This is a genomic window from Paenibacillus sp. FSL H8-0048, assembly GCF_038002825.1.
In the GTDB taxonomy this organism is placed as follows: domain Bacteria; phylum Bacillota; class Bacilli; order Paenibacillales; family Paenibacillaceae; genus Paenibacillus_AQ.
On the sequence record NZ_JBBODF010000001.1, the window covers coordinates 2,680,685 to 2,701,288 of the forward strand.

21 protein-coding genes are annotated in these 20,604 nt (G+C 53.5%); 5 read left to right on the forward strand and 16 right to left on the reverse strand.

From position 1 onward, the window contains the following. Window positions 1–15: 15 nt before the first annotated feature. From NSU18_RS11450 to NSU18_RS11460, 3 genes are all read left to right on the forward strand, one after another. Entirely contained in the window at window positions 16–870 is an 855-nt protein-coding gene (locus tag NSU18_RS11450) for an AraC family transcriptional regulator (RefSeq protein ID WP_341019682.1), read from the forward strand. Between the two features lie 157 nt (window positions 871–1,027). Then, complete coding sequence (locus tag NSU18_RS11455) at window positions 1,028–1,624, forward strand: sigma-70 family RNA polymerase sigma factor (protein WP_341149062.1); 597 nt, start codon at window positions 1,028–1,030, stop codon at window positions 1,622–1,624. Then, window positions 1,563–2,870, forward strand: coding sequence for a DUF4179 domain-containing protein (locus tag NSU18_RS11460; protein WP_341149063.1), 1,308 nt, complete (start codon window positions 1,563–1,565; stop codon window positions 2,868–2,870). The genes NSU18_RS11455 and NSU18_RS11460 overlap by 62 nt, the downstream gene beginning before the upstream one ends. A 456-nt stretch (window positions 2,871–3,326) precedes the next feature. Here the strand turns inward: NSU18_RS11460 and NSU18_RS11465 are convergent, their stop codons facing one another. From NSU18_RS11465 to NSU18_RS11480, 4 genes are all read right to left on the reverse strand, one after another. Then, a complete protein-coding gene (locus tag NSU18_RS11465; RefSeq protein ID WP_341019678.1) occupies window positions 3,327–4,289 on the reverse strand; it encodes a glycoside hydrolase family 43 protein in 963 nt (320 codons plus the stop codon). Between the two features lie 31 nt (window positions 4,290–4,320). Next, a complete protein-coding gene (locus NSU18_RS11470; protein WP_076155496.1) occupies window positions 4,321–5,157 on the reverse strand; it encodes a carbohydrate ABC transporter permease in 837 nt (278 codons plus the stop codon). A gap of 24 nt (window positions 5,158–5,181) precedes the next feature. Beyond that, window positions 5,182–6,072, reverse strand: a complete 891-nt coding sequence (locus tag NSU18_RS11475) for a carbohydrate ABC transporter permease (protein WP_341019676.1) — start codon at window positions 6,070–6,072, stop codon at window positions 5,182–5,184. Between the two features lie 160 nt (window positions 6,073–6,232). Further along, window positions 6,233–7,630 carry an ABC transporter substrate-binding protein gene (locus tag NSU18_RS11480; protein ID WP_341149064.1) on the reverse strand — a complete coding sequence of 466 codons (1,398 nt, stop codon included), beginning with the start codon at window positions 7,628–7,630 and terminating at the stop codon, window positions 6,233–6,235. A 459-nt stretch (window positions 7,631–8,089) separates the two neighbouring features. On the opposite strand from NSU18_RS11480, the gene NSU18_RS11485 reads away from it, so the two are divergent. After that, complete coding sequence (locus tag NSU18_RS11485) at window positions 8,090–9,049, forward strand: ArsR/SmtB family transcription factor (protein ID WP_341019673.1); 960 nt, start codon at window positions 8,090–8,092, stop codon at window positions 9,047–9,049. Between the two features lie 117 nt (window positions 9,050–9,166). Beyond that, window positions 9,167–9,325, forward strand: a complete 159-nt coding sequence (locus NSU18_RS11490; protein WP_036697952.1) for a hypothetical protein — start codon at window positions 9,167–9,169, stop codon at window positions 9,323–9,325. A 562-nt stretch (window positions 9,326–9,887) separates the two neighbouring features. Here NSU18_RS11490 and NSU18_RS11495 read toward each other — a convergent pair. The 12 genes from NSU18_RS11495 to NSU18_RS11550 all read right to left on the reverse strand — a co-directional run bounded on the left by NSU18_RS11495 (window position 9,888) and on the right by NSU18_RS11550 (window position 20,550). Continuing rightward, a complete protein-coding gene (locus NSU18_RS11495) occupies window positions 9,888–10,658 on the reverse strand; it encodes a class I SAM-dependent DNA methyltransferase (RefSeq protein ID WP_341023154.1) in 771 nt (256 codons plus the stop codon). Window positions 10,659–10,680: 22 nt separating this feature from the next. After that, the gene (locus NSU18_RS11500) at window positions 10,681–11,604 is read right to left on the reverse strand and encodes a CvfB family protein (protein ID WP_341019671.1); all 924 of its coding nucleotides are present in this window, start codon (window positions 11,602–11,604) and stop codon (window positions 10,681–10,683) included. After that, complete coding sequence (gene rsfS / locus NSU18_RS11505; protein WP_036725699.1) at window positions 11,601–11,948, reverse strand: ribosome silencing factor; 348 nt, start codon at window positions 11,946–11,948, stop codon at window positions 11,601–11,603. The genes NSU18_RS11500 and rsfS overlap by 4 nt, the downstream gene beginning before the upstream one ends. Next, window positions 11,945–12,523, reverse strand: coding sequence for a bis(5'-nucleosyl)-tetraphosphatase (symmetrical) YqeK (gene yqeK / locus NSU18_RS11510; RefSeq protein WP_341019669.1), 579 nt, complete (start codon window positions 12,521–12,523; stop codon window positions 11,945–11,947). The genes rsfS and yqeK overlap by 4 nt, the downstream gene beginning before the upstream one ends. After that, window positions 12,507–13,097, reverse strand: coding sequence for a nicotinate-nucleotide adenylyltransferase (locus NSU18_RS11515; protein ID WP_341149065.1), 591 nt, complete (start codon window positions 13,095–13,097; stop codon window positions 12,507–12,509). The genes yqeK and NSU18_RS11515 overlap by 17 nt, the downstream gene beginning before the upstream one ends. 16 nt (window positions 13,098–13,113) lie before the next feature. After that, entirely contained in the window at window positions 13,114–13,404 is a 291-nt protein-coding gene (gene yhbY / locus NSU18_RS11520; protein ID WP_341019666.1) for a ribosome assembly RNA-binding protein YhbY, read from the reverse strand. A 48-nt stretch (window positions 13,405–13,452) separates the two neighbouring features. Continuing rightward, window positions 13,453–14,331 (reverse strand): shikimate dehydrogenase, encoded by an 879-nt coding sequence (gene aroE, locus NSU18_RS11525; protein ID WP_341019665.1) that lies wholly within the window; start codon window positions 14,329–14,331, stop codon window positions 13,453–13,455. Window positions 14,332–14,351: 20 nt separating this feature from the next. After that, on the reverse strand, window positions 14,352–15,473 hold the full coding sequence (gene yqeH, locus NSU18_RS11530; RefSeq protein ID WP_445321855.1) for a ribosome biogenesis GTPase YqeH: 1,122 nt from the start codon (window positions 15,471–15,473) through the stop codon (window positions 14,352–14,354). 8 nt (window positions 15,474–15,481) lie between these two features. After that, window positions 15,482–16,006: a YqeG family HAD IIIA-type phosphatase gene (locus NSU18_RS11535; RefSeq protein WP_341149067.1), complete on the reverse strand. Its 525-nt coding sequence runs from the start codon at window positions 16,004–16,006 to the stop codon at window positions 15,482–15,484. Window positions 16,007–16,101: 95 nt separating this feature from the next. Beyond that, on the reverse strand, window positions 16,102–18,345 hold the full coding sequence (locus tag NSU18_RS11540) for a DUF4129 domain-containing transglutaminase family protein (protein ID WP_341149068.1): 2,244 nt from the start codon (window positions 18,343–18,345) through the stop codon (window positions 16,102–16,104). Continuing rightward, entirely contained in the window at window positions 18,342–19,592 is a 1,251-nt protein-coding gene (locus NSU18_RS11545; protein WP_341019660.1) for a DUF58 domain-containing protein, read from the reverse strand. Before NSU18_RS11545 ends, NSU18_RS11540 begins: the two co-directional genes overlap by 4 nt. Before the next feature lies 1 nt (window position 19,593). Beyond that, entirely contained in the window at window positions 19,594–20,550 is a 957-nt protein-coding gene (locus tag NSU18_RS11550) for an AAA family ATPase (protein ID WP_341149069.1), read from the reverse strand. Between the last annotated feature and the right edge of the window lie 54 nt (window positions 20,551–20,604).

Consider the following 20,604-nt stretch of genomic DNA (forward strand, 5'->3'; position numbering starts at 1 on the left):
CCGGGGGATGATGATATGACTGCGTTCACACTGCTGGTAGATAAGCCTGTACATCTGGAGATGACCGGCAAATTCGTGGCCCCCTCAGCGGAGTGGATTCACTTAAGCCGGATTTTGCAGGATTATGAGCTGATCGTTATGACCGAAGGCGTGCTGTACCTGGCGGGTGACAACCAGCAGTTCGCCGTGTCCAAAGGCGAGTTCCTGCTCCTGCCTCCGCTTACCAGACAATACGGGTACAAGTCTTCGGACTGTAGCTTTTATTGGCTGCATTTTCATGCTGCGAACGGCAGTCAGACTGCGGGCCCTGCTCCGTTAACTGACGATAAAGAAGGATATGTAATTCACCTGCCCCAATTCGGAACTCTGCGGAATGTGGAGAAAATCATCGTCATGATGAAGCAGCTCCAGGATTCGGTGCGGAGCTATAATCAGACGGTGCTGGGTAACTATATGTCTACCGTTATTCTGTGCGAGTTGTACAGCCAGACCCTTCCAACCGATGCCGATCCGTTCAAAAGAACCAAGCAGGAGCAGCTCTACCACGATATTGTAGACTACATCAAATGGAGCCGCAGTGAGCATATTAAGGTATCCCAGATCGCCGCCTATTTCGGCTATAACGAGAAGTATCTCTCCCATCTGTTCACTGTCATTTCCGGGATCTCCCTGAAGCAATATATTCTGCAGCAGAAGATGGAGTTGGCGAAATTCCTGCTGACCGACACCAACCAGAACGTCAGTGAAGTCTCATTGCAGCTAGGCTATAAGGATTGTCATAACTTCATGAAATCGTTCAAAAAAATTGTCGGCCTCACTCCTACCGGGTTCCGCAACGCTTATGCCAAGCGCCTGCTGTTCTACGAATGAGCATGAGCGCATCCGTCAGCTCCAGCCTCTTCTTCGCTCCCTCCACAGCCCTTCCAGAGACTAACGATTTCTCTGAATAGGCTGTGGATATTTTTTTTGGGAGCATAATGAACTTTCCGGGCTGCTACGCACTCTTATCTGTGAAAGGGGTGAGCACATGAATATAAGCCGTCTTGTCAGAGCCGCACAGCGCGGCAACAAAGAAGCATTGTTAGAACTAATCCTAGTCGAACAGGACGCTTATTATCGTCTTGCCTATAGCTACATGAGGAATGAGCATGACGCGATGGATGTAATGGAGGATATGATCGTCACTCTCTATGAGAAGCTTGCGCAACTGAAGAAGCGCGAGGCCTTCTACAGCTGGAGCAAAACCATTCTGGTCAACCGCTGCAAAACAGTCCTCCGCAACCAGAACCGGTTCGTTCCCCTGGAGGAGAACGAGGTGCTGGAGCCTTCCCTTGAGGCATGGACTGCAGATAACCCGTACCGCTATACCGAGTCCGAAATGGATCTGTCCGTTCTGCTCGCGCAGCTGAATCCCCGGCAGCGGGAAGCGATTGAGCTGCGTTATGTCCACGATCTGCCGTATCAGACCATAGCGGATATTACGGAAGCGCCAGTCGGCACGATCAAGTCCAGAATCTCGCAGGGAATACAGAAGCTAAAAGCTATGATTGGAGGTGACCGTTATGAGAACGATCGAGGAGAGATTACAGGAGCATCAGCAGACCATGACGCCGTCAGAACTTGAAGGCAGATTGCGGAAGGCGCTGGAGCAGGCTCCGGTTAGACGGAAATCACGGGCTGGACGGGCACGGACCTGGGCCGCCACAGCTGCCGCAGCTATGGTACTGACGGTAGGGGTCTATCAGTATCCGGTATTGGCTTATTACGGCGGAAAGCTGTTCAGTCAAAGTGATCTGAGTACACTGAACTTTGCTGAAGTGGTTAAGCAGGGCTACGGACAAACGGTCAACCAAAGTGAAACCCTTAAGGACGGGACCATCTTCACGGTCAAAGATGTGATCGCAGACGACAATAACCTGCTGATGCATTACAGTATACAGTATCCGCCCGGCCAGGTGTTTAAGGAGACGGACTTCTCCAATTACTCCTTCAGCAATATTAAAGGCTTGTTTACGGACTCTGCTCCTACCGGAGGCAGCGGAGATTTCAACCCGGACAAGACAGGGTTCGAAGGAGTATACAAATTTGAGCCGGTCAGCCCTTTCTCCAGGAAGTTGACTGTGAATCTCATTGCAAAGCTGACCACCGGAGAAAGAATTCAATTTCCCGTCTCCTTCAAATATGACCCGAACCTTGCCATGAAAAGTATCCTGGTCGCCGATATTCATCAAGCCGTTCCGGTGGATCAAGGAACCGTATACTATGACACGATTACGGCTTCCCCCACGTCAACCATTGTAAAAGGACATTATAAGATGGATAACGGGGAACATCCGCGATTCTCTGCTGCAACCAAACTATATGTCAATGGAATTGAAACGAATTTCCTGTCCATGAGGTCGGGTATCAATGAGAAAACGGGTGTCGCAGAGTTTCAGATTGAATATGATGCATTGCCGACAGACAAGCTGCAGAGTGTTGAACTTGTATTGGATAACTTCAGCGGATACCAGAAGGCCGGGCAGCCGATCCCGCTGGCCTCGCCCTCAGACCACTCCGTTACGGTCGGTCAGGAGAAGCTCTGGATTCGAAGTGTCACCAGGACTGCCGGCGGCTATGATATCGTGATCGCCGGGAGACAATTCACCAGTCTGGATAAGGATAGCTTAGCGGTTCAGGCCGGTGGAACGACTGTGCCTGTATCCTCCATCTCCGACTCGCGGCCCTGGGACCTGAAGAATGGCAACATCCTGCGGGAACGCACTTATTCCTTCCAGACACCAGAGAGACCGGAATTCCTGCAGATGGATGGTTTTCACTATATTAAGTTTTATAGACACACTATTCAGGTTCCTCTAGGGGACAAATAGGAGCGTACTTGCAGTAGCCGCTAGCTGCCAGCTCGGAAATCCTGCACAAACTACAACAATGCTGCTCAGTGGAAGCGGCCTAACCGGAAATCCTGCACGAAATGCAACAATGTCAGCCCAACTAGCACCTTATCGTCCGAATTCCTGCAAAAGTTGCATCAATGCGCCATAGCCAGTAACAAATTTAGATAAATCCTGCAATTAGTGCAACAATGCGGCTAAATGGAAGCCGCCAGCTCGGAAATCCTGTACAAACAGCAGAGTACTGTTACAGCGCACCTCCGTCTCCTTATCCTGATTCCGCTGCTCAGCACCAAAAGTCCCGCTCCCCTTCCAAGGGTTGCGGGACTCTTTGCCTTTCACTCTATGCAGCCGGTAGCCCGCCTGCGGAGCGGCTTTCAACAGATGTCCGCAGTTCTTCGTGTTATCCCACTCTCTTCCCGGCTGAAATCCGCCCTACTTCACGCCATCCCTCACCGGCACGCCGAAATCCGGCGTACCGTCCGCGTTCCAGTGCAGGCGCTGGGCGCGGGTATGGCGGTTCGGATCGTAGAGCGGGTCGCCGGTGATCTCCTTATAGTTACGGGCATGGTAAATCAGCACATCCCCGCCGTGCTCATCCACGGTGAAGCTGTTATGGCCCGGGCCGTATTGCCCGTTCTCTTCACTGGTCTGGAACACCGGCTCGGGATGCTTGGTCCAGGATGCAGCGTCCAGCAGATCGCTGTCCTCATCTGCGGTAAGCAGCCCCATGCAATAGTTGTGATCGGTGGCGCTGGCCGAGAAGCTCATGAAGATCCGGCCGCCCCGCTTCAGCACGGCAGCCCCTTCGTTTACCTTGAAGCCGATGACCTCCCAAGGATACTCAGGCGAAGAGATCATCGTCTGCGGACCCTTAAGCGTCCAGCCGTTCTCCATGGCTGAGATATACAGATTGGAGTTCCCGTCAATCTCTGGGTCCTTTTGCGCCCATACATAGTAATGCACGCCCCTATGCTCGAACGTTGTAGCGTCCAGCGCGAAGGATTCCCAGGCGGTTCTCACCTGCCCCTTCTCGGTCCACTCCCCTTCCAGCGGATTCGCTGAAGTATTCTCCAAGGCATACATCCTGTGGTCGAACAGCCCTTCCTTCGTCTCCGTGGTCCGGGCCGCCGCGAAGTAAATATACCATTTGCCGTCCATGTAATGAATTTCGGGTGCCCAGATATTAGCGCTGAGCGGGCCGCTCTCATATTTGCGCCAGGCCACTACCGGCTGTGCTTCCCGAAGCCCCTCAATCGTTAACGCTCTGCGTACTTCAATCCGGTCATATTCCGGCACAGAAGCAGTGAAATAGTAATAGCCGTCGGTATGCTTGTATACCCAGGGATCTGCACGCTGTTCGACAAGCGGATTAGTGTACTCTCTATTTGTATTCATTATGGTTTCTCCTTTGGTGGTCTTGTCTGTGTCAGCCCTTCACTCCGGAAATGGCAACAGATTCAATAATTTGCTTTTGGAAAACAAGGAAAATAATCAGCATCGGCAGCAGGGCAATAATCGAAGCCGCCATAATCAGCGGATAGTCCGTTTGGATTGCATAGGTCGCATTGAAGTTGGCGATGACCAGCTGAAGTGTCTGCTTCTCCGGTGAATTCAGATAGATGATCGGAGACAGGTAGTCGTTCCAGATGCCCATGAACCACAGGATCAGCTGTGCCGCCACTGCCGGCTTGATCAGCGGAAAAGTGATGGAGCTGTACAGACGGAAGTACGAGCTTCCGTCGATTTTGGCCGCTTCGATAATCGCATTCGGCACACTGCTGAGATACTGCCGCAGGAAGAAGATCATCACGATATTACCGAATAAGCCCGGCACAATCAGCGGCAGCAGTGTGTCAATCCAGCCCAGCTTCGAGAACATGAAGAACTGCGGAATCATGACTGCCGGATACGGAATCATCAGGGATGAGAGCATCAGCAGGAATATTTTATTTTTACCCGGAAACCGCAATTTAGCAAAGGAAAACGCCGCAAGACTGGAGGTGAACGTACCAACGATCGTTACCGTGACGGCGATAATCAAGCTGTTCTTGATCCCGCTCAGCAGCGGGCCCGCCTCCCAGATCTCACTGTATTTATCGAAATGGAACGGCCGCGGAATCCACACCGGAGGCAGAGCGAACACATCCTGCTTATCCTTGAACGAGGTGGACAGCATCCAGAGCAGCGGGCCGATCATGAACACCGCGCCGATTAAAAGTAGAACAAAAATAATGCTATGGGTAACTCTTCTTCTGCTCGTCATATTTATGGTCTCCTCCCTCTTCGGTTAATCGACATCGAACGATTGCTTCTCGTTCATTCGGAATTGGATAAGAGTCACAACAAATATGAACACGCCGAGGAATACTGCCATAGCAGAGGCATAGCCCATCTGGAAGTTGCCGAAGGCTTTTTGCCAAATGTAGAACACCACGGAGGCTGAAGCATATTCAGGCCCGCCTGTAGGGGTCATAATGTTCATCTCGGTAAAAATTTGCGATCCTCCAATAATATTGGTCACGATGATGAAAAACGTTACCGGGCGCACCATCGGCCAGGTGATATGCCAGAAGGACTTGAAGCCATTCGCCCCGTCCAGCTCCGCCGCTTCATAATAAGATCTGGAGACACTCTGCAGCGCCGCCAGATAGAGCAGCATCGTATAACCGAGGCCCTTCCATACTGCCATAATGATCAGCGCCGGCTTGACCGTATATTTATTCGCCATCCAGTTCGGCCCGCTGATTCCGAAGAGATCGAGGAACTGGTTGACGAGACCATAATCACCGTTATAGGCCCAGTTCCACATGATCGATACTGCGGCCAGAGAAGAAATAACCGGAACATAATAGATGACCCGGAATGCTGTAGTCCCGGGCACCCCCCGGTTCAGCCCAAGTGCCAGCAGCAGCGCCAGCGTAATGCCGATCGGAATGCCAAGCATCATGAACAAGGTATTGAATAAGGCCTTATGGAACAGCTCATCCGACCACAGATCCTTGAAGTTGCCTAGGCCGATGAAGTTCATCTGGCCGAGCCCATCCCAATCCGTGAATGAGCCATAGATTGAATAAATCATCGGGTAGAGCGTAAATATCAGCAGTCCCAGCAGCGGAGGCAGGATAAACAGAAATCCGTAGATTTTCTCCTTGCGGTACAAATTGGACTTAGCGTTCATTAGAATCACCTCAAATTCGGATAGTCCATAACTTTCCCCCAGATACTTTGCGGGGTTCCCAAAATATATACAAGTTTATCTCAGAATAAAGTGATGCCGGCCCGCTGTTACAGGAGACCGAGCATCACTTTGTATGCTAGATAAGAACGGTTTATACCCCTTATTTCTTGGATTTCGCCTCTTGCTCGACCGCTTTATCCAGCAGCTTTTGCATCTTCGGCTGTTCCGCCTTCACATATTCCTCCGGGGTAACCTTACCGTCAAGCACCGGCTGGATGTCCGTGTAGAACAGGTTATACCATTCAGCATTGTACGTGTAGTGGCCAGGCAGCACCCGTCCGTATTCATTCACAACCTGGAGGAATTCTTCCTTGTTCGCCGGTTTGGTCGTAGTATCAGCGGCCCATTCCTTAGCCATATCCATCAGGTTCGGGATTTGCACCTTAGCCTTCACCAGCGCTTCCATTCCCTCCTTGGAGGCCGTCAGATAGTTGATCAGATCCACGGCTTCATCGGGATGCTTGGTTTTGGCGGAAGCACCGATACCGAGTGAGCCGGTCCATGTTGCGGATTTGCCTGTGGAGCCGGCAGGATAAGGAATCAGGTCATAATCGAAGGGCAGCTTCTCGTAAGTGCTCATATCCCACGGACCTACCGGGAAAAAGGCCATTTCACCTTTCATCCAGCGCTGGTAGGTATCGAGTGTCTGAGCCTGCTCCGTAGATGGAGTAATGCCGTATTTCAGCTGCATGTCGGCGAAGAATTGCAGGGCTTCGATAAACTTGGGATCATCAATGGTAACCTTGGTCTTGGTAGCATCCAGCCAGTCCGCCCCGTTGCTCCAGACGAAGGAAGGCAAGGCCCATTGCACGTTGAAGCCCGCACCGAATTGATCCAGCTTGCCGTCTCCGTCCTTGTCAATCGTCAGCTGCTGAGCGACTTTGATGAATTCATCCCAGGTGTAAGGTTTGTCTTTGTCCGGCAGCGGGATACCCGCAGCTTCGAACATGGTCTTGTTATAGCCGAGTGCAAAAGGGCCTACGTCCTTAGGCATCCCGTAGAGATTCCCTTGCCCGGCCATGCTGCCGTCGTAACGGTACAGATCCACGCCATATTTCCAGATGTTATTCAAATCAATGTTAGGGTTCTTCTCCACATAGCTGGTCAGGTCCAGCAGCACGCCGCTGTTCACATAAGCCTTCAGGTCACCGGATTCAAAATAGAATACGTCCGGCACGCTGTTCCCGGTAATAGAGGCTTTCAGCTTAGTCGCATATTGATCTGCCGCAGTCACAACGATCTTAACCTTGACGTTCGGATGATCGGCTTCATATTTTTTCACAACACCTTCATAAGCCTTCTGCTCATCGGTTCCCCCACGGAACATGAAGGTAAGATTCTTGGTTTCCTTGGAATCCTTGCTGCCGGCATTCGCCGTAGCTTCGCTTCCGCTATTGCCCCCGGATGATGCATTGTTCTTCCCGCCGCAGCCTGTAAGTACAACCGATACCATCAGAACCAACGACAGCAGTGTGAACCAGCCCTTTTTCTTTAACACTGTAACCCCTCCTAGGATTTGCTGAGCAACTCGATTGATACAATCTATATAGAAGAACTAGGAACCTCACCGGCTCTGGTAGTTCAAGCTACCGTGTGATGCATATGCTTCATACTTTAATTAAATAATTGAGAAACAATTGAATGTATTCGCTTACAGGTATAAAATAGCATATATAAAGCGGAGTGTAAATATAAAAGTATAAATCTTTTTAAATAAACTCAAACTAAACGTTGCTTATTGTCCTTTTACTGAAAAAAATCATTCAATATTGACTTAACAGCGCATTGAGTGTTCACATTTATATAAAATAAATAGGCTTTAATTTTTACTTTTAGCTTAAATTTAATCGTTATCTACAAATAAAGGCAGAATACTTTCCTTTTAGGGCGGGTTAGTTTATAATTTTATAAAATAGTTTCGATTCTCATGACCTTAGTGGAAGAAGGTACCCTAAATATGATTTATATTAAAGATCTGATGAGCGGGATTGATATCTTCAAGGCGCTCAGCTCGGAAATCCGCATCCAGATTCTGGAGCTGCTGGCGACCAATCAGGCCCTGAATCTCAATGAAATTGCCAAGAAGCTGAATCTCAGCAACGGGGCGATTACAATGCATATCAAGAAGCTGGAGGAGAGCGGCTTAATTGAGATTAATACTGCCGTAGGCAAGCACGGAATTCAGAAGGTCTGCTACCTGAATAAGGATAAGCTGATGGTGGATCTGCGGAGCAAGGATGTGGATAATCTGTACGAGGTCGAGATTCAGGTGGGCCATTACAGTAATTATCAGGCCGTTCCGACCTGCGGTCTGGCCACCAAGGACAGCATCATTGGGGACTTCGATGAGCCGCGTTACTTCGCCGATCCCCAACGGATCGATTCCGAGATCATCTGGATGGCCGAAGGCTTCCTGGAGTACCGCATCCCTAACTATCTCAAAGCCAACCAGACCTTCCGGGAAATCCAGTTCTCCATGGAGATTGGCTCCGAGGCTCCCGGGTTCAACGACAATTACCCCTCGGATCTGTACTTCTATGTGAACGGCATCGAGATCGGCTTCTGGACCAGCCCCGGGGACTTCGGCGACATGCGCGGCACCTTCAACCCGGACTGGTGGCCTCCCCATCTCAACCAGTATGGCATGCTGAAGCTGATCCGCATTAATCAGGAGGGCAGCTTCATTGACGGCTGCCGCATCTCTGACATCACCTTGGATGACATTAAGCTGGATTACAAGAGCGAGCTGACCTTCCGTATTGCCGTCACCGACAAGCCGGTCAACAAGCGCGGCTTGACCATCTACGGCAAGCATTTCGGCAATTACAGCCAGGATCTGCTGGCGCGTGTGCTCTACAATGTGCATGAGGTCGAAGACCCTTCCGGCCAGGCGACTACAGCGGGAGTGGCAGATTGATCGTTTATAACAGACAGCCGCTCCCTGCCGCCGCTGGTATAAACTCGAAGTATAATTGTCCCGGCCTTAACCCACACTAACGAATGTCTTTCAAACTACCGTGAGGGAGTGTTTCGAATGCGTGAAGGGTTAATACCAGCCGTACTGGGGACCGTAGTTACTGCTTCGAGTGCAGCTTTTCTGGGAAGCAGATATAAGATCGCGGCAACCGGCATTCTTGGATTTGGTCTGGCGCATATTGTACTCGGCACCATCGATTTGTTCGAACACCGGTAAGCCTACTTGGAAGATGACCAGACCCTATCCATCGGATAGGGTCTGGTTTGCTGTGTTGTGCGGGAAGGAGCCGCTATACACCTCGTGCCCAGCTCGTTGCACCTTAATTCGCTGAAAATAGGCTAACGGCGGGAGTGAGGGGCAGAAGTGCCCCTGAATTCGCTGAAAGTGGGCTGTCGGCGGGAATGAGGGGCAGAAGCTAGCATTCGGTTTTTCGCACACAGTTGGTCTATGTACCAGTCACGCCGATTGTATGCTGTTTTCCACATACATTTGGTCCATATCAAGATCAAAGAAGGCCCTTACCCAATTCAGGTAAGGACCTCCCATACAACCTCAACCATATATGAAGCTCTAAAGAATTTAACAAGAAGAAGCAAAAAGGAACGGAGGGGAAATTTGGAACTGTAGGAGCGGGAGCGTCCGCCTTTGTCTGCGGATTTCTACCGCGAGCAGCGGTATTAAATCAAGAAATCTGCAGACAACAGCGGCCGGAAGTCCAAATGTTCTCCGCAGAGACGATTACGCTTCAAGGTTTCTTTCGCAGCTTCATTTCGCAGCCTCATTTCACAGCCACATAGAACAGCCGCTGCGCGGAATCATCCGCCGCCACCCACTCGAAGTCCGCATACACCGACACCTCGCTGAATCCGGCCGCAAGCAGCTCCTGCTTCATCCACTCCGGGTCATAGGCACGCTGGGTATGGGTCTCTTCGAAGCGGCGGTACGTGTCTGAGCGGCCCTCCTCGCAGGCGAAGATGGACAGGTGATGCTCAATCTCCCGGCGGGGGACGTCCAGCTCACAGGTCCAGATGTAGGAGATGTCCGGCTCATCCAGCACAAAAGGCTGCTCTTCCTCATAACGGATCAGCGTGTTCGGATGATGCACATCGAACAAGAAGGTCCCGCCCGGCTTCAGTCCGTCATATGTACTGGAGAACACAGACCGGATGTCCTGCTCCTCCAGCACATAATTCAGACAGTCACAGAAGGAGATGACGGCGTCCACCGGCTCCGGCAGCTCCCATTCCTTCATGTTCTGCTGAACCCACTGGACACTGCCCTCCCGCAAAAAGCGCCGTCCCTGCGGCTGCTGCTCCAGCTTCCGCCGGGCAACGGACAGCATGTCCGAAGAGAGATCAATCCCCGTCATGTGATAACCGGCCGCCGCCAGCGGAATCGTCAGGCTGCCGGTACCGCAGCCGAGTTCGGCTACCGTGCGCGGCTTGCCGTATTTGCCCCATGCCGTCTCGGCAAAGGCCAGCCAATCCGGATAAGGCATATCCGCCATAAGCGCATCGTATACATAAGCAAATTTGCCATAGGAAGACACTGCGTACACCGCTTTCTCTATACTATTGGTTGTCGGAATCGCTGTCCGGTCCGGCCTGCTCCTCTTCGCGGGCAGCCAGATAGGTCCAGTTCTCCTTCTGGACAACCAGCCCTTCCTTCATCAGCTTGCCAAGCGCACGCTTGAACGCTGATTTGCTGATGCCGAAGCGCTGCTTGATAATATCGGGAGGCGTAGCATCCGAATACGGCATTCCGCCGCCCGGACGGGAAGCCAGGAAATCAAGCAGAGCCGCCGAATCCACATCACGCCCCACTTCCTTGCGGTGGCCCATGCTAAGGTTGACGCGGCCATCCTCACGGATATGCGCCACGCGAGCTTCAATCACTTCGCCCAGACGCAGCAAACGGGTGCGTTCAGAGGAGTGGACCATCCCGATGATGCCGAAGCCAAGAACACCAGCGTCTATAAGCACGAAGGTCCCCATCTGCAGAGGCTTGTACACCCGGGCGGTGACACTCTGCCCCTGCCAGGATTCCGGTGCAGGCAAGGCCAGCGGCGCAAGCTCCTGCTCTCCGGCCAGTTTGGCACGGAGACGTCCCTGCTTGTCATGCTCCATAATTGCGAAGACCTTGTCGCCAATCTGCGGACGCAGCTCCACCAGCTCAGGAAGCTCGCTGAGCGGCAGCAGCAGCTGCCGTCCAAGCCCCATTTCCAGGAAGCAGCCCAGCCGCGGATGAATATCCGCCACCTCCAGCAGCGCCATCTCGCCAAGCGTCAGATAAGGCTTCTTCATCGTAGCTGCAGGACGGTCCTCGGTATCGAAGAAAAGGAACACCTCAACCTTATCTCCGATCTTCGGCTTGCTGCCCACAAGCTCGGTGTAATGAAGCATGATATCCTGGTCGCCTGCGCTCAGGAAGTATCCGTAAGGGGAGACCTCCCGCATCACTTCAAGCGTAACCGTAGTTCCTGCAATCAGACTCATACCGTCTCCACGACCTTGGCATCCGACCACAGACGCTCAATATTGTAATATTCACGTTCATCGCGGTGGAAGACATGGACAATCACGTCGCCAAGGTCCATCAGTACCCAGCGCGCCGCATCCATCCCCTCAATGCCTTTGATCATTCCGCCAGCTTCATGAACTACCTTGCGCACCTCAGTGGCAATCGCCTGAACCTGGGTATCGGAATTACCGTGGCAGATGATGAAATAATCGCTGATCGGCGACACACTGCGCAAATCAAGAGCCACCACATTCATTGCTTTTTTATCCTGAACGGCGTGTAACGCCAGCTCAAACAGCTTGTTTGATTGTACACTCATTTTTTTTCCTCCAATGTTCTAACTAAATCGTTGCGCGCCAGCACCGTAAGCGGAAATACGACCCTGCGCTTCTCCAGCAGCACGCGAATTGTGGAATCCAGCCCGGCAATCAGCCCTTGCTCCAGACTGACCTTTGCCAGCCTGCGGATCTCCTCCACACCAGGGAAGTCCCGACCCGGCTCAATATAATCAGCCAGACAGACGATCCGCTCCAGCAGGCCCATGTTCTCCCGTCCCGAGGTGTGGTAACGGATCGCGTCCAGCACCTCCGAATCCTGAATACCATAATCATGTTTGGCGGTATAAGCACCCACCTCAGCATGCCATAGCTGCTTGTCATATTTCAAAAGCTCGGCGGATAATCCGTTCTGTTCAATGATCTCCCGCATCCGTTCTACCGGCCAATACTTGGCCACATCATGCAGGATGGCTGCGGTCTCGGCCCGCTGCGGGTCAGCGCCATAACGCTGCGCCAGCTTCACAGCAGACTCCATCACCCCGAGTGTATGCTTCCAGCGTTTGTCCGGCATCTGGCCGGATACCGCCTCAATCAGCGCTTCACGGCTGTACTCCATACAATCCACTCCTTTGAACATATTCATATACAGCATCCGGAACCATATAGCGGATCGACTTTCCCTCGGCGGCCCGGGCTCTGAGCATGGTGGAGGAGAGATCGACCAGCGGCATATCCGCCAGCAGCACTCTATCCGCAATGAACTCCGGCAGCAGTCCCAGATCCAGCGGAGTGCCCGGACGACCAACACCGATGAAGGTCAACCGCTTCACCAGCTCTTCGATCCCCTGCCACTTGGGCAGATACTGAACCATATCCGCACCCACGATGAAAAAGAACTCATGCTGCGGATATTCCTCCTGCAGGCTGATTACAGTCTCCAGCGTATAGGATACTCCGCCCCGCACGATTTCCCAGTCAAGAATGCCAAAGGAAGGGTGATTCTTCACCGCTCCCTCCACCATAGCCAGCCGCTGTTCACCGGTGGCCCCGGCCTCATGCTTATGAGGCGGGATATGCGAAGGCATGAACCAGACCTCCTGCAGAGCGTAGCTCTCGCGCGCCGTCTCAGCAGCCATCATATGGCCGATATGCAGAGGATCGAAGGTCCCTCCCATTATGCCTACTCTCAAGAGGTCAACCTCCTATCTAAGGGAGCTCAATCGTTTTGTTGTCGCGTGATTCCTTGTACAGAACGATAGTCTTGCCGATCACCTGAACAAGCTCCGAACCGGACTGCTCGGCAAGCGCGGCACCAATTTCCTTGGGATCATCAGCGTTGTTATTTAATACACTGATCTTCATCAGCTCGCGTTTCTCAATAGCTTCTTCAATGTGACGGATCAGATGATCGTTTACGCCGCCTTTACCGACCTGAAATACAGCATCCAGATGATGAGCCAAAGAGCGCAGATAACGTTTTTGTTTGCCTGTTAACATAAATGTGAAAACTCCTTAATTATATATTATTACCCTGTTCAGTGAAAATCATTTGCCCGGCACCTGGCCGAGGCAATCCGCAATAGTCTGCCGCATAATTGCGGCGGGCGCCACAAGCCCCGTCCAATACTCCAGGGCATAAGCTCCCTGGTAGACGAACATGCCCAGCCCGCCGTGCACGGTGCAGCCGCGCTTCAGACTCTCTGTAAGCAGCCGGGTATGCAGCGGATTATAGATCAGATCGCTGACGATCATCCCTTCATGCAGCCCGGATGGATCGATCGGCATGTCTTCCATATGCGGGTACATCCCTACGGATGTCGTATTAATTACAATATCCATGCTGCCAAGCACGCCGGGAACGGCATCCATCCCTGCTCCGCATAAGCTGCCCCGGCTGCTGAAGCTATCTGCCAGCTGACGGGCCCGTTCCTCATTACGGTTCACAATCAGGACCGAAGCCGCCTGCTCCTTCAACAGCGCCGAGACAATCCCTCTGGCCGCACCGCCGGCTCCAATCACCAGAATACGGGTACCGGTGAGATCCGGCGCAGCCTCTGTCTTAAGCGAGCGGACATATCCGATCCCATCCGTATTGAAGCCGGTCAGTATCCCATTGTCATTGACGATGGTATTGACTGCACCGACATCCACCGCACTTGAATCCAGCCGGTCCAGATACTCCATCACAGCAACCTTGTGGGGAATCGTTACATTCACTCCCCGGAAGCCAAGCGTCCTTATCGCCTGCACCGCATCGCCCAGCTTGTCCGGCGTGATGTGCAGCGGCACGTAAGCCCCGGAGAGACCGAGTGCCTGGAGCGCCGCCCCGTGCATCAGCGGGGATTTGGACTGGGCAATCGGGTCGCCCATCACACCCAGCAGAAGCTCCCCGTGACTCTGTGTGTTCCTGCCTGTCTCAGTCATGCCGCCTTCCTCCTGTATAATTAGATCAGCGACGGACGGGTTAGCACCTTGACGCCGCGCGGCACATGAATAGCTACTACCGCTCCGGCTGTACCGTTCACCTTGATCCAGCCCAGGCCGGAGATGAACAGGTCGGTCTCACTATTCCTAGCGATACGGAATTCATGCCGCTGCCACTGCGGCAGCTTGTCCATGTCGGCAGTTCCCGGCGGAGACAGCAGCTCGCCCCGGTGGTCTTGGTACAGGGAATCTGCACGCTCCAGCTTCGTACGGTGAATCTTCAGGGTGCCGCTGATGAAGCAGGTGAAGGACTGGCGTTCCCCCTGAATGAAGTCGAAGCGTCCCAATCCGCCGAAGAACAGCGACTGGCCTTCATTCAGCTGATAGACCGCAGGCTTGAGCGGATTCTCGGGCATCACTGCACCAAGATCCTTGCGCTCGACAAGTTCACTGTAGCGCCAAGGGTATACGATCCCAGGCGTATCAATGATGGAATGGCCGTCATCCAGCGGGATTTTCACCATATCGAGGGTGGTGCCCGGATAACGGGAGGTCGTCAGCTCCTCTTCCAGGTCACTGTAATCGGAGATCAGCCGGTTAATCAAGGTGGACTTGCCTACATTGGTAGCCCCGACGACATATACATCACGCTGGCCGCGCAGCTCGGTAACGGCCTCCAGCAGACGGTCGAAGCCCTGATTGCGCTTCGCGCTGACCAGGACAATCTCCGCCGTGCGCAGTCCCTCTTCCTTGCAGCGCTGCTGCATCCAGTTGCGCAGCCGGTTCCAGTTGGTTACCTTCGGCAGCAGATCGATCTTGTTCACCGCCAGGATGACCTGATTATTGCCGACGAACCGCTGCAGCCCGGAAATCAGACTGCCCTCGAAATCGAACAGATCCACGATGTGGATCACCAGTGCATTTTTCTCCCCTACTCCGCTTAACAGCTTCAGGAATTCATCCTGATTCACCGATACGGAAGAGGCTTCATTGTAATTCTTAATCCGGAAGCAGCGCTGGCAAATGACAGGCTCCCGCTCGAAGGCGACCTCCGGGATATAGCCGGGAAGCTCCTTGTCCACACTCTGGAGCTTAATGCCGCAGCCGCTGCATTTCTCAGGCCGGATCTTTTCATCGTTCATTGCATTCATTAAGATTTATCCTCCTCTTGCCACAATCCTTGCTTCCGCAGACGGGTCAAGGCAATCTGCTCCACTCTGCGGTTAATTCTTGTTCCTATTCCTTCATCCTTGACGGAGATGGGCAGCACGAGTACCGTGAACAGACCCAGCCGGTTGCCGCCGTATACATCGGTAAGCATTTGGTCGCCAACTACAATCGTCTGCTCCGGTCCCAGCCCCATCAGCTTCATGGCCCGCAGGAACGGGGAATTGCTGGGCTTCTTGGCCTGATGTACAAATTCAATATTCAGCGGGGTGGCAAAACGCGACACCCGGTCCATATTGTTGTTGGATACAATCACAAGCTTGAAGCCCAGTTCCTTCACCTTGGCGAACCAGAGCAGCAGCTCAGGAGTAGCCAGCGGCGCCTTGGCGCCGACCAGCGTATTATCCAGATCCGTAATAATTCCCCGATAGCCTTGGCGGTACAGCTCTTCCAGAGCGATATCAAACACCGTGTTTACGCGGAGCTTGGGGACTAATCTTTCGAACAATTCCTTCACCTCATTTTCATACAGGAAACTTGTAACCCGGCACTATAGGACTGCTCAAATTCCAGGGTCCGGCAGCATTTCATTACCATGGGGCATTACTTGCCGGACTTCATGCTTTTTCGCAGCCGCAAAGCTTCAGTATACACGCTGTGCCAGTCTTTGTCTTCAATAACCTCAGGGCTGTAATTCGCCCGCTCGAACATCTTCAGCAGTGCAGGCAGACTGCCCGCTGCTTGCGGACGTTCCGCGCTCCACCGTGCCACGGATTCGCGCAGGGTCTCATGCTCTTTCTTCAGCATACCCTTCCTGCGCATATACCTTACCCAGCGCTCCGTTTCTGCGATAACTTTTTGCGCCGGAGTCGGCTGAGCACCCAGACGCATGCGTGTAATCAGGAAGCGCAGGCTGAGCCGGCGCTGCCAGATCAGGAATAGGGTCCAGAGCAGGAGTACAGCGGCTGCTCCGGTCACAGCCCAGGTGCCGGGATGGAATCCGGCAGACTTGTCCGTCTGGCCCGATGCCGCCGGCTGAGACTCTTCCGGCTCCTCTTCCTGCACTTCAGGCTGGTCAGGAATATCCTGCTCACTCTGCGTGAGCACCGGGACATCGAAGCCAGGCGTTGCCTCTACAGGCACCCATCCGTAATCGCCGAAATAAATCTCGGCCCAGGAGTGGGCGTCCGCATTAGTAATCGTATAGTTATTATTCACATAACCGGCAGCACCCTGCTGAAGCATTACGCTATCCGGAATCTCGGCCTGCTCTCCTGGAGCATATCCCTTCACCCATCGGGCCGGTATATCCAGTGATCTTGCCATAGTAACAAGCGCCGTGGAATAGTAATCGCAGTATCCTTCCTTAATCTCAAACAGGAAGCTCTCGACCATGTCCTTGCTTCTGGCCCGTGAGGTATCCGGCTGATTCGTGTAAGGGAAGGAAGCTTGCAGATATTGCTGCAGCAGAATCGTCTTCTCGTATGGCGTCTGCGCTCTCGCCGTAATCTCCTTGGCCAGCGCGCTCACCCGCTCAGGATAGTTATCCGGGAGCTGGAGATATTGCGGATCGATATTCTTGTTGCTGTAGAGCTGCTCAAAGGTCTGCATGCTCAGTTCCTTAAGGGGAACCACCGGCACCTCCGAGGTTATCACATAGGTCTGCGGGTACGCTCTCGTTTTACCTCCGGGATTCCACAGCAGCTCACTGTCGTTACTCCGCCAGGATAAGCCGCTGCTTTGTTCCTGACCATCCACCGAGTCTACCCCCGAGATCGAATAGCCGCCGAACAGAACCGGATAGCTGTTCCCTCCGAGCAGCTTGACGGTCTGCTTGAGTGTACGGGTCTCTGTCTTAGAGGCGGCTGCGCGCTCTAGCGGCTCACCCACCTGTACCTCGTTATGCTGTCCCCGGCCGGAGGTATCATCATCTGTCCAGCCTTTGCCCGAATACACGCTGCGGATTTCTCCGCGCATATAGGTGCGCAGATCGGAGGTCACTTGCATGACCGGCGAATAATCGAAGTTGAAGCCCCCGCCCAGATTGTCATCGTTCAGGCTGTAGCCCGATGTCGTCCCGTTCGCCGCTGACCCGCCGCTTCCGGCGTCCCCGCCCCCGGAGGAGGGTCTGGACGAGACAGAGTTACCGTTCCACTTTTGCCAGGCGGTATAAGGATCAGTCAAGGTGGGACGCACACCCGGCATGTTCACACCGACAAGGATGACCAGTGAGAATATAATCGCTATATTCAAGGCAACCTTCATCGGGTATCTCAGCATATAGGTCCAGCCTCGCGGATAGTGCAGCTGGAAATTCCTCAGATGCCGCGTGACCAGCCAGCCCATACCGGCAAAGACCGTCCAGGCTACCTCCTGCCACATGACCGCTACCGTGAACGAATCCAGCGCGGCGAAGGCCGTGATATTCGCTGCGACGAACATCAGAATTCTCGCCTTGCCGTTCACCCACCAGGCGGACACAAGCAGCAGCGCCCAAGCCCCCAGCGCAAACCAGATGTACGGATTCATCGATACCGCTATCCCCGGCAGCCGGTCAAGAAATGCCGGCAGCAGAGGATCAGGAATGTAGATGCCGCAACTGATAATCACGTTGTATACAATAAATACCACTGCCGCGCCTTCCAGCACTATGCGGTACACTCTTTTGAACGGAAAAATAATTTCAATAGCTGTAACGGCCAGCAGGGTTAACGCCACAGAAACGGTGGTCTCCTGCAGCCAGAAGGGCACCGTATAGGACACCCACTGCATAGCGATAATGCTCAGCCATAGCAGCGTCAGCCCGTGATGCCATGAGGAACGTATCGACTGGAACCAGTTCTTCATCGGACCGAATCACCTCCAAGTACCGCAGGAAGCTCCTGAAGTGTGCTGATGCTATGTCCGGTAACGCCATGCGAGTGCAGGATATTCTGCCACTCACCGGCCCGGTATTTCCCGGAAGGATGAAGAACATGAATATGGGAAGGCGTCATCCCCCGGTTCTCCGCCCAGCGCAGCGTATCCAGCACCACTCTGCCGCTCTGCGGACTGATCAGTACGAAATACGACCCCTTGGGGAACAGCCGCTGGACACTCTCCAGCCTGTTAATCAGCGGCCCCTTGCCTTCCGCATTGATGTCAATTAAATACTGAATCATCTTTTGCCGCTCGGCATTGCCTTCCGCCGGACTGAACACCTTATTATGCTTATCCAGACAGCACAGGCCGATGCCGATCCGCTCCCGGATGCCGAAGCCGAGAAGAGAAGCCGTGACCGAGACCGCCAGCTCGAATTGTGCGGAGTTGTAATAGCCGCTGGAGGTGCCGTCCAGCACCAGAATGGTTCTGGGAACGGATTCATGCTCGAATTCCTTAGACTTCCACTCACCGGTCTTCGCCGTTGCATTCCAGTGAATGCGTGTCAGCCGGTCGCCGTAGACATAATCACGGACACCGTTGATCTGCGTGGTCTCGCGCCTGGACTGCAGCAGCGATACCTGCGGCCCCGACAGGCGCGCCTTGCGCTCGTACAGCTGCCAGCGCGGCACTACGACGGCCCGGGGCATGACCCGGAACTGGCCTTCTGCCTTGAAGGTTCCCTTGTGCTCCATCAGACCGAAGATGTCCTCGCTGAGAATATCCGTATTCTCAAAAGTATAACGGCCCCGCTCCAGCAGCGGTGTCTGGAACAGCAGCTCGCCCCGTCCGCCCATGTTCGGAATCAGGCTCTCCTCGAACACCCAGGACTCTCCGTTATGGCGCTTCAGAATTTCCCTTACGATCACGTAGGGCAAGGGCAGAAATCCCGGAATGGTCACTTCCAGCTTCACCTTGAGAAAGCCCCCGGCATAGAGCAGGTCCGGCTTATCCTGTTCGGAATAAAAGCTGCGTGTGCCTCTGGCCCGCCGGACCCCTTCAAGGCCGCCAATGAACAGATACAGAATGAGTACAGAGACCATGATGAACAGCATGAACGAGGTTTTGCCGCCCTGAAACAGCACGTAGAAGAGTGTGATGACCCAAATCGCCAGAACGCCCGTGAACTTCCTCAGCTCAATCGCAGCGGCAGCCCGCGTAAGTAAGGCCCTCATCTTATTGCCTCATGGTTACAGGCACGTTAATGCTCTGAAGCAGCTTGTGCAGCAGGGAGTCCATGCTGACGTTGTCCAGGCGTGATTCCGGCCGCAGCAGGATACGGTGTCCCAGTGTATACGGGGTCAGGGTCTTCACATCATCAGGCAGCACATAGTCCCGTTCCTGGAGAAAAGCGTAGGCCTTGCAGGCCATCATGAACGATAACGATGCCCGGGGGCTTGCGCCCAGCAGCACCAGCGGGTGCACCCGCGTCTGGCGGACCACATCCAGCAGGTAGTTCAGCACCGGCTCGCTGATGAATACATCGCGGATCTCCTCCTGAATGGCGGCGATCGTCTCCATGCTGGTTACCGGAGCCAGCCTGTCCACCGGCTGGCCCTGCTGATGGGTACGCAGCAGGTTCTTCTCGGTGTCGGCATCCGGGTAGCCCAGGCTGATCCGCAGCATGAAGCGGTCGAGCTGAGCTTCGGGGAGGGTATAGGTTCCCTCGAAATCTATCGGATTCTGGGTCGCGCAGAGCATGAACGGATGCGGAAGGGGATAGGTCTCTCCATCGACCGTAACATTGCGTTCCTCCATGACCTCAAGCAGTGCGGACTGGGTCTTGGTGGTCGCCCGGTTGATCTCATCGGCCAGCAGAATATTGGTCATCACCGGGCCCGGACGGAAGTGGAACATCTCATCGCGCGGATGATAGACAGATACGCCGGTAATATCACTCGGCAGAATATCCGGGTTACACTGGATACGCCGGTATTCGCCGGACATCGACCGGGAGAGTGCGCGGATAAGCTGGGTTTTGCCAGTCCCCGGAACATCCTCAATCAGGACATGTCCGCCTGCTAACAGGGCAGTCAGCAGCAGTTCTATTTCAAAGCTTTTACCAAGAATACAGGATTCCAGATTAGTGCGGACAGCGTTCATTATTTGCGTAGATTCTTGACGTACGGGCATGTATGTTAAACCCTCCTATATCAGAATAAGCAGTAATATATACATTTTACATGA

Bases quoted from the DNA above. Each gene is read 5' to 3' on its own strand.
- NSU18_RS11500 (WP_341019671.1), bottom strand. From the start codon at position 11,604: ATGAGTCTGATTGCAGGAACTACGGTTACGCTTGAAGTGATGCGGGAG.
- rsfS (WP_036725699.1), bottom strand. From the start codon at position 11,948: ATGAGTGTACAATCAAACAAGCTGTTTGAGCTGGCGTTACACGCCGTT.
- NSU18_RS11455 (WP_341149062.1), top strand. From the start codon at position 1,028: ATGAATATAAGCCGTCTTGTCAGAGCCGCACAGCGCGGCAACAAAGAA.
- NSU18_RS11450 (WP_341019682.1), top strand. From the start codon at position 16: ATGACTGCGTTCACACTGCTGGTAGATAAGCCTGTACATCTGGAGATG.
- aroE (WP_341019665.1), bottom strand. From the start codon at position 14,331: ATGACTGAGACAGGCAGGAACACACAGAGTCACGGGGAGCTTCTGCTG.
- yhbY (WP_341019666.1), bottom strand. From the start codon at position 13,404: ATGTTAACAGGCAAACAAAAACGTTATCTGCGCTCTTTGGCTCATCAT.
- NSU18_RS11490 (WP_036697952.1), top strand. From the start codon at position 9,167: ATGCGTGAAGGGTTAATACCAGCCGTACTGGGGACCGTAGTTACTGCT.
- yqeK (WP_341019669.1), bottom strand. From the start codon at position 12,523: ATGGAGTACAGCCGTGAAGCGCTGATTGAGGCGGTATCCGGCCAGATG.
- NSU18_RS11475 (WP_341019676.1), bottom strand. From the start codon at position 6,072: ATGAACGCTAAGTCCAATTTGTACCGCAAGGAGAAAATCTACGGATTT.
- NSU18_RS11465 (WP_341019678.1), bottom strand. From the start codon at position 4,289: ATGAATACAAATAGAGAGTACACTAATCCGCTTGTCGAACAGCGTGCA.
- NSU18_RS11540 (WP_341149068.1), bottom strand. From the start codon at position 18,345: ATGAAGAACTGGTTCCAGTCGATACGTTCCTCATGGCATCACGGGCTG.
- NSU18_RS11545 (WP_341019660.1), bottom strand. From the start codon at position 19,592: ATGAGGGCCTTACTTACGCGGGCTGCCGCTGCGATTGAGCTGAGGAAG.
- NSU18_RS11460 (WP_341149063.1), top strand. From the start codon at position 1,563: ATGAGAACGATCGAGGAGAGATTACAGGAGCATCAGCAGACCATGACG.
- yqeH (WP_445321855.1), bottom strand. From the start codon at position 15,473: ATGAACGATGAAAAGATCCGGCCTGAGAAATGCAGCGGCTGCGGCATT.
- NSU18_RS11485 (WP_341019673.1), top strand. From the start codon at position 8,090: ATGATTTATATTAAAGATCTGATGAGCGGGATTGATATCTTCAAGGCG.
- NSU18_RS11470 (WP_076155496.1), bottom strand. From the start codon at position 5,157: ATGACGAGCAGAAGAAGAGTTACCCATAGCATTATTTTTGTTCTACTT.
- NSU18_RS11550 (WP_341149069.1), bottom strand. From the start codon at position 20,550: ATGCCCGTACGTCAAGAATCTACGCAAATAATGAACGCTGTCCGCACT.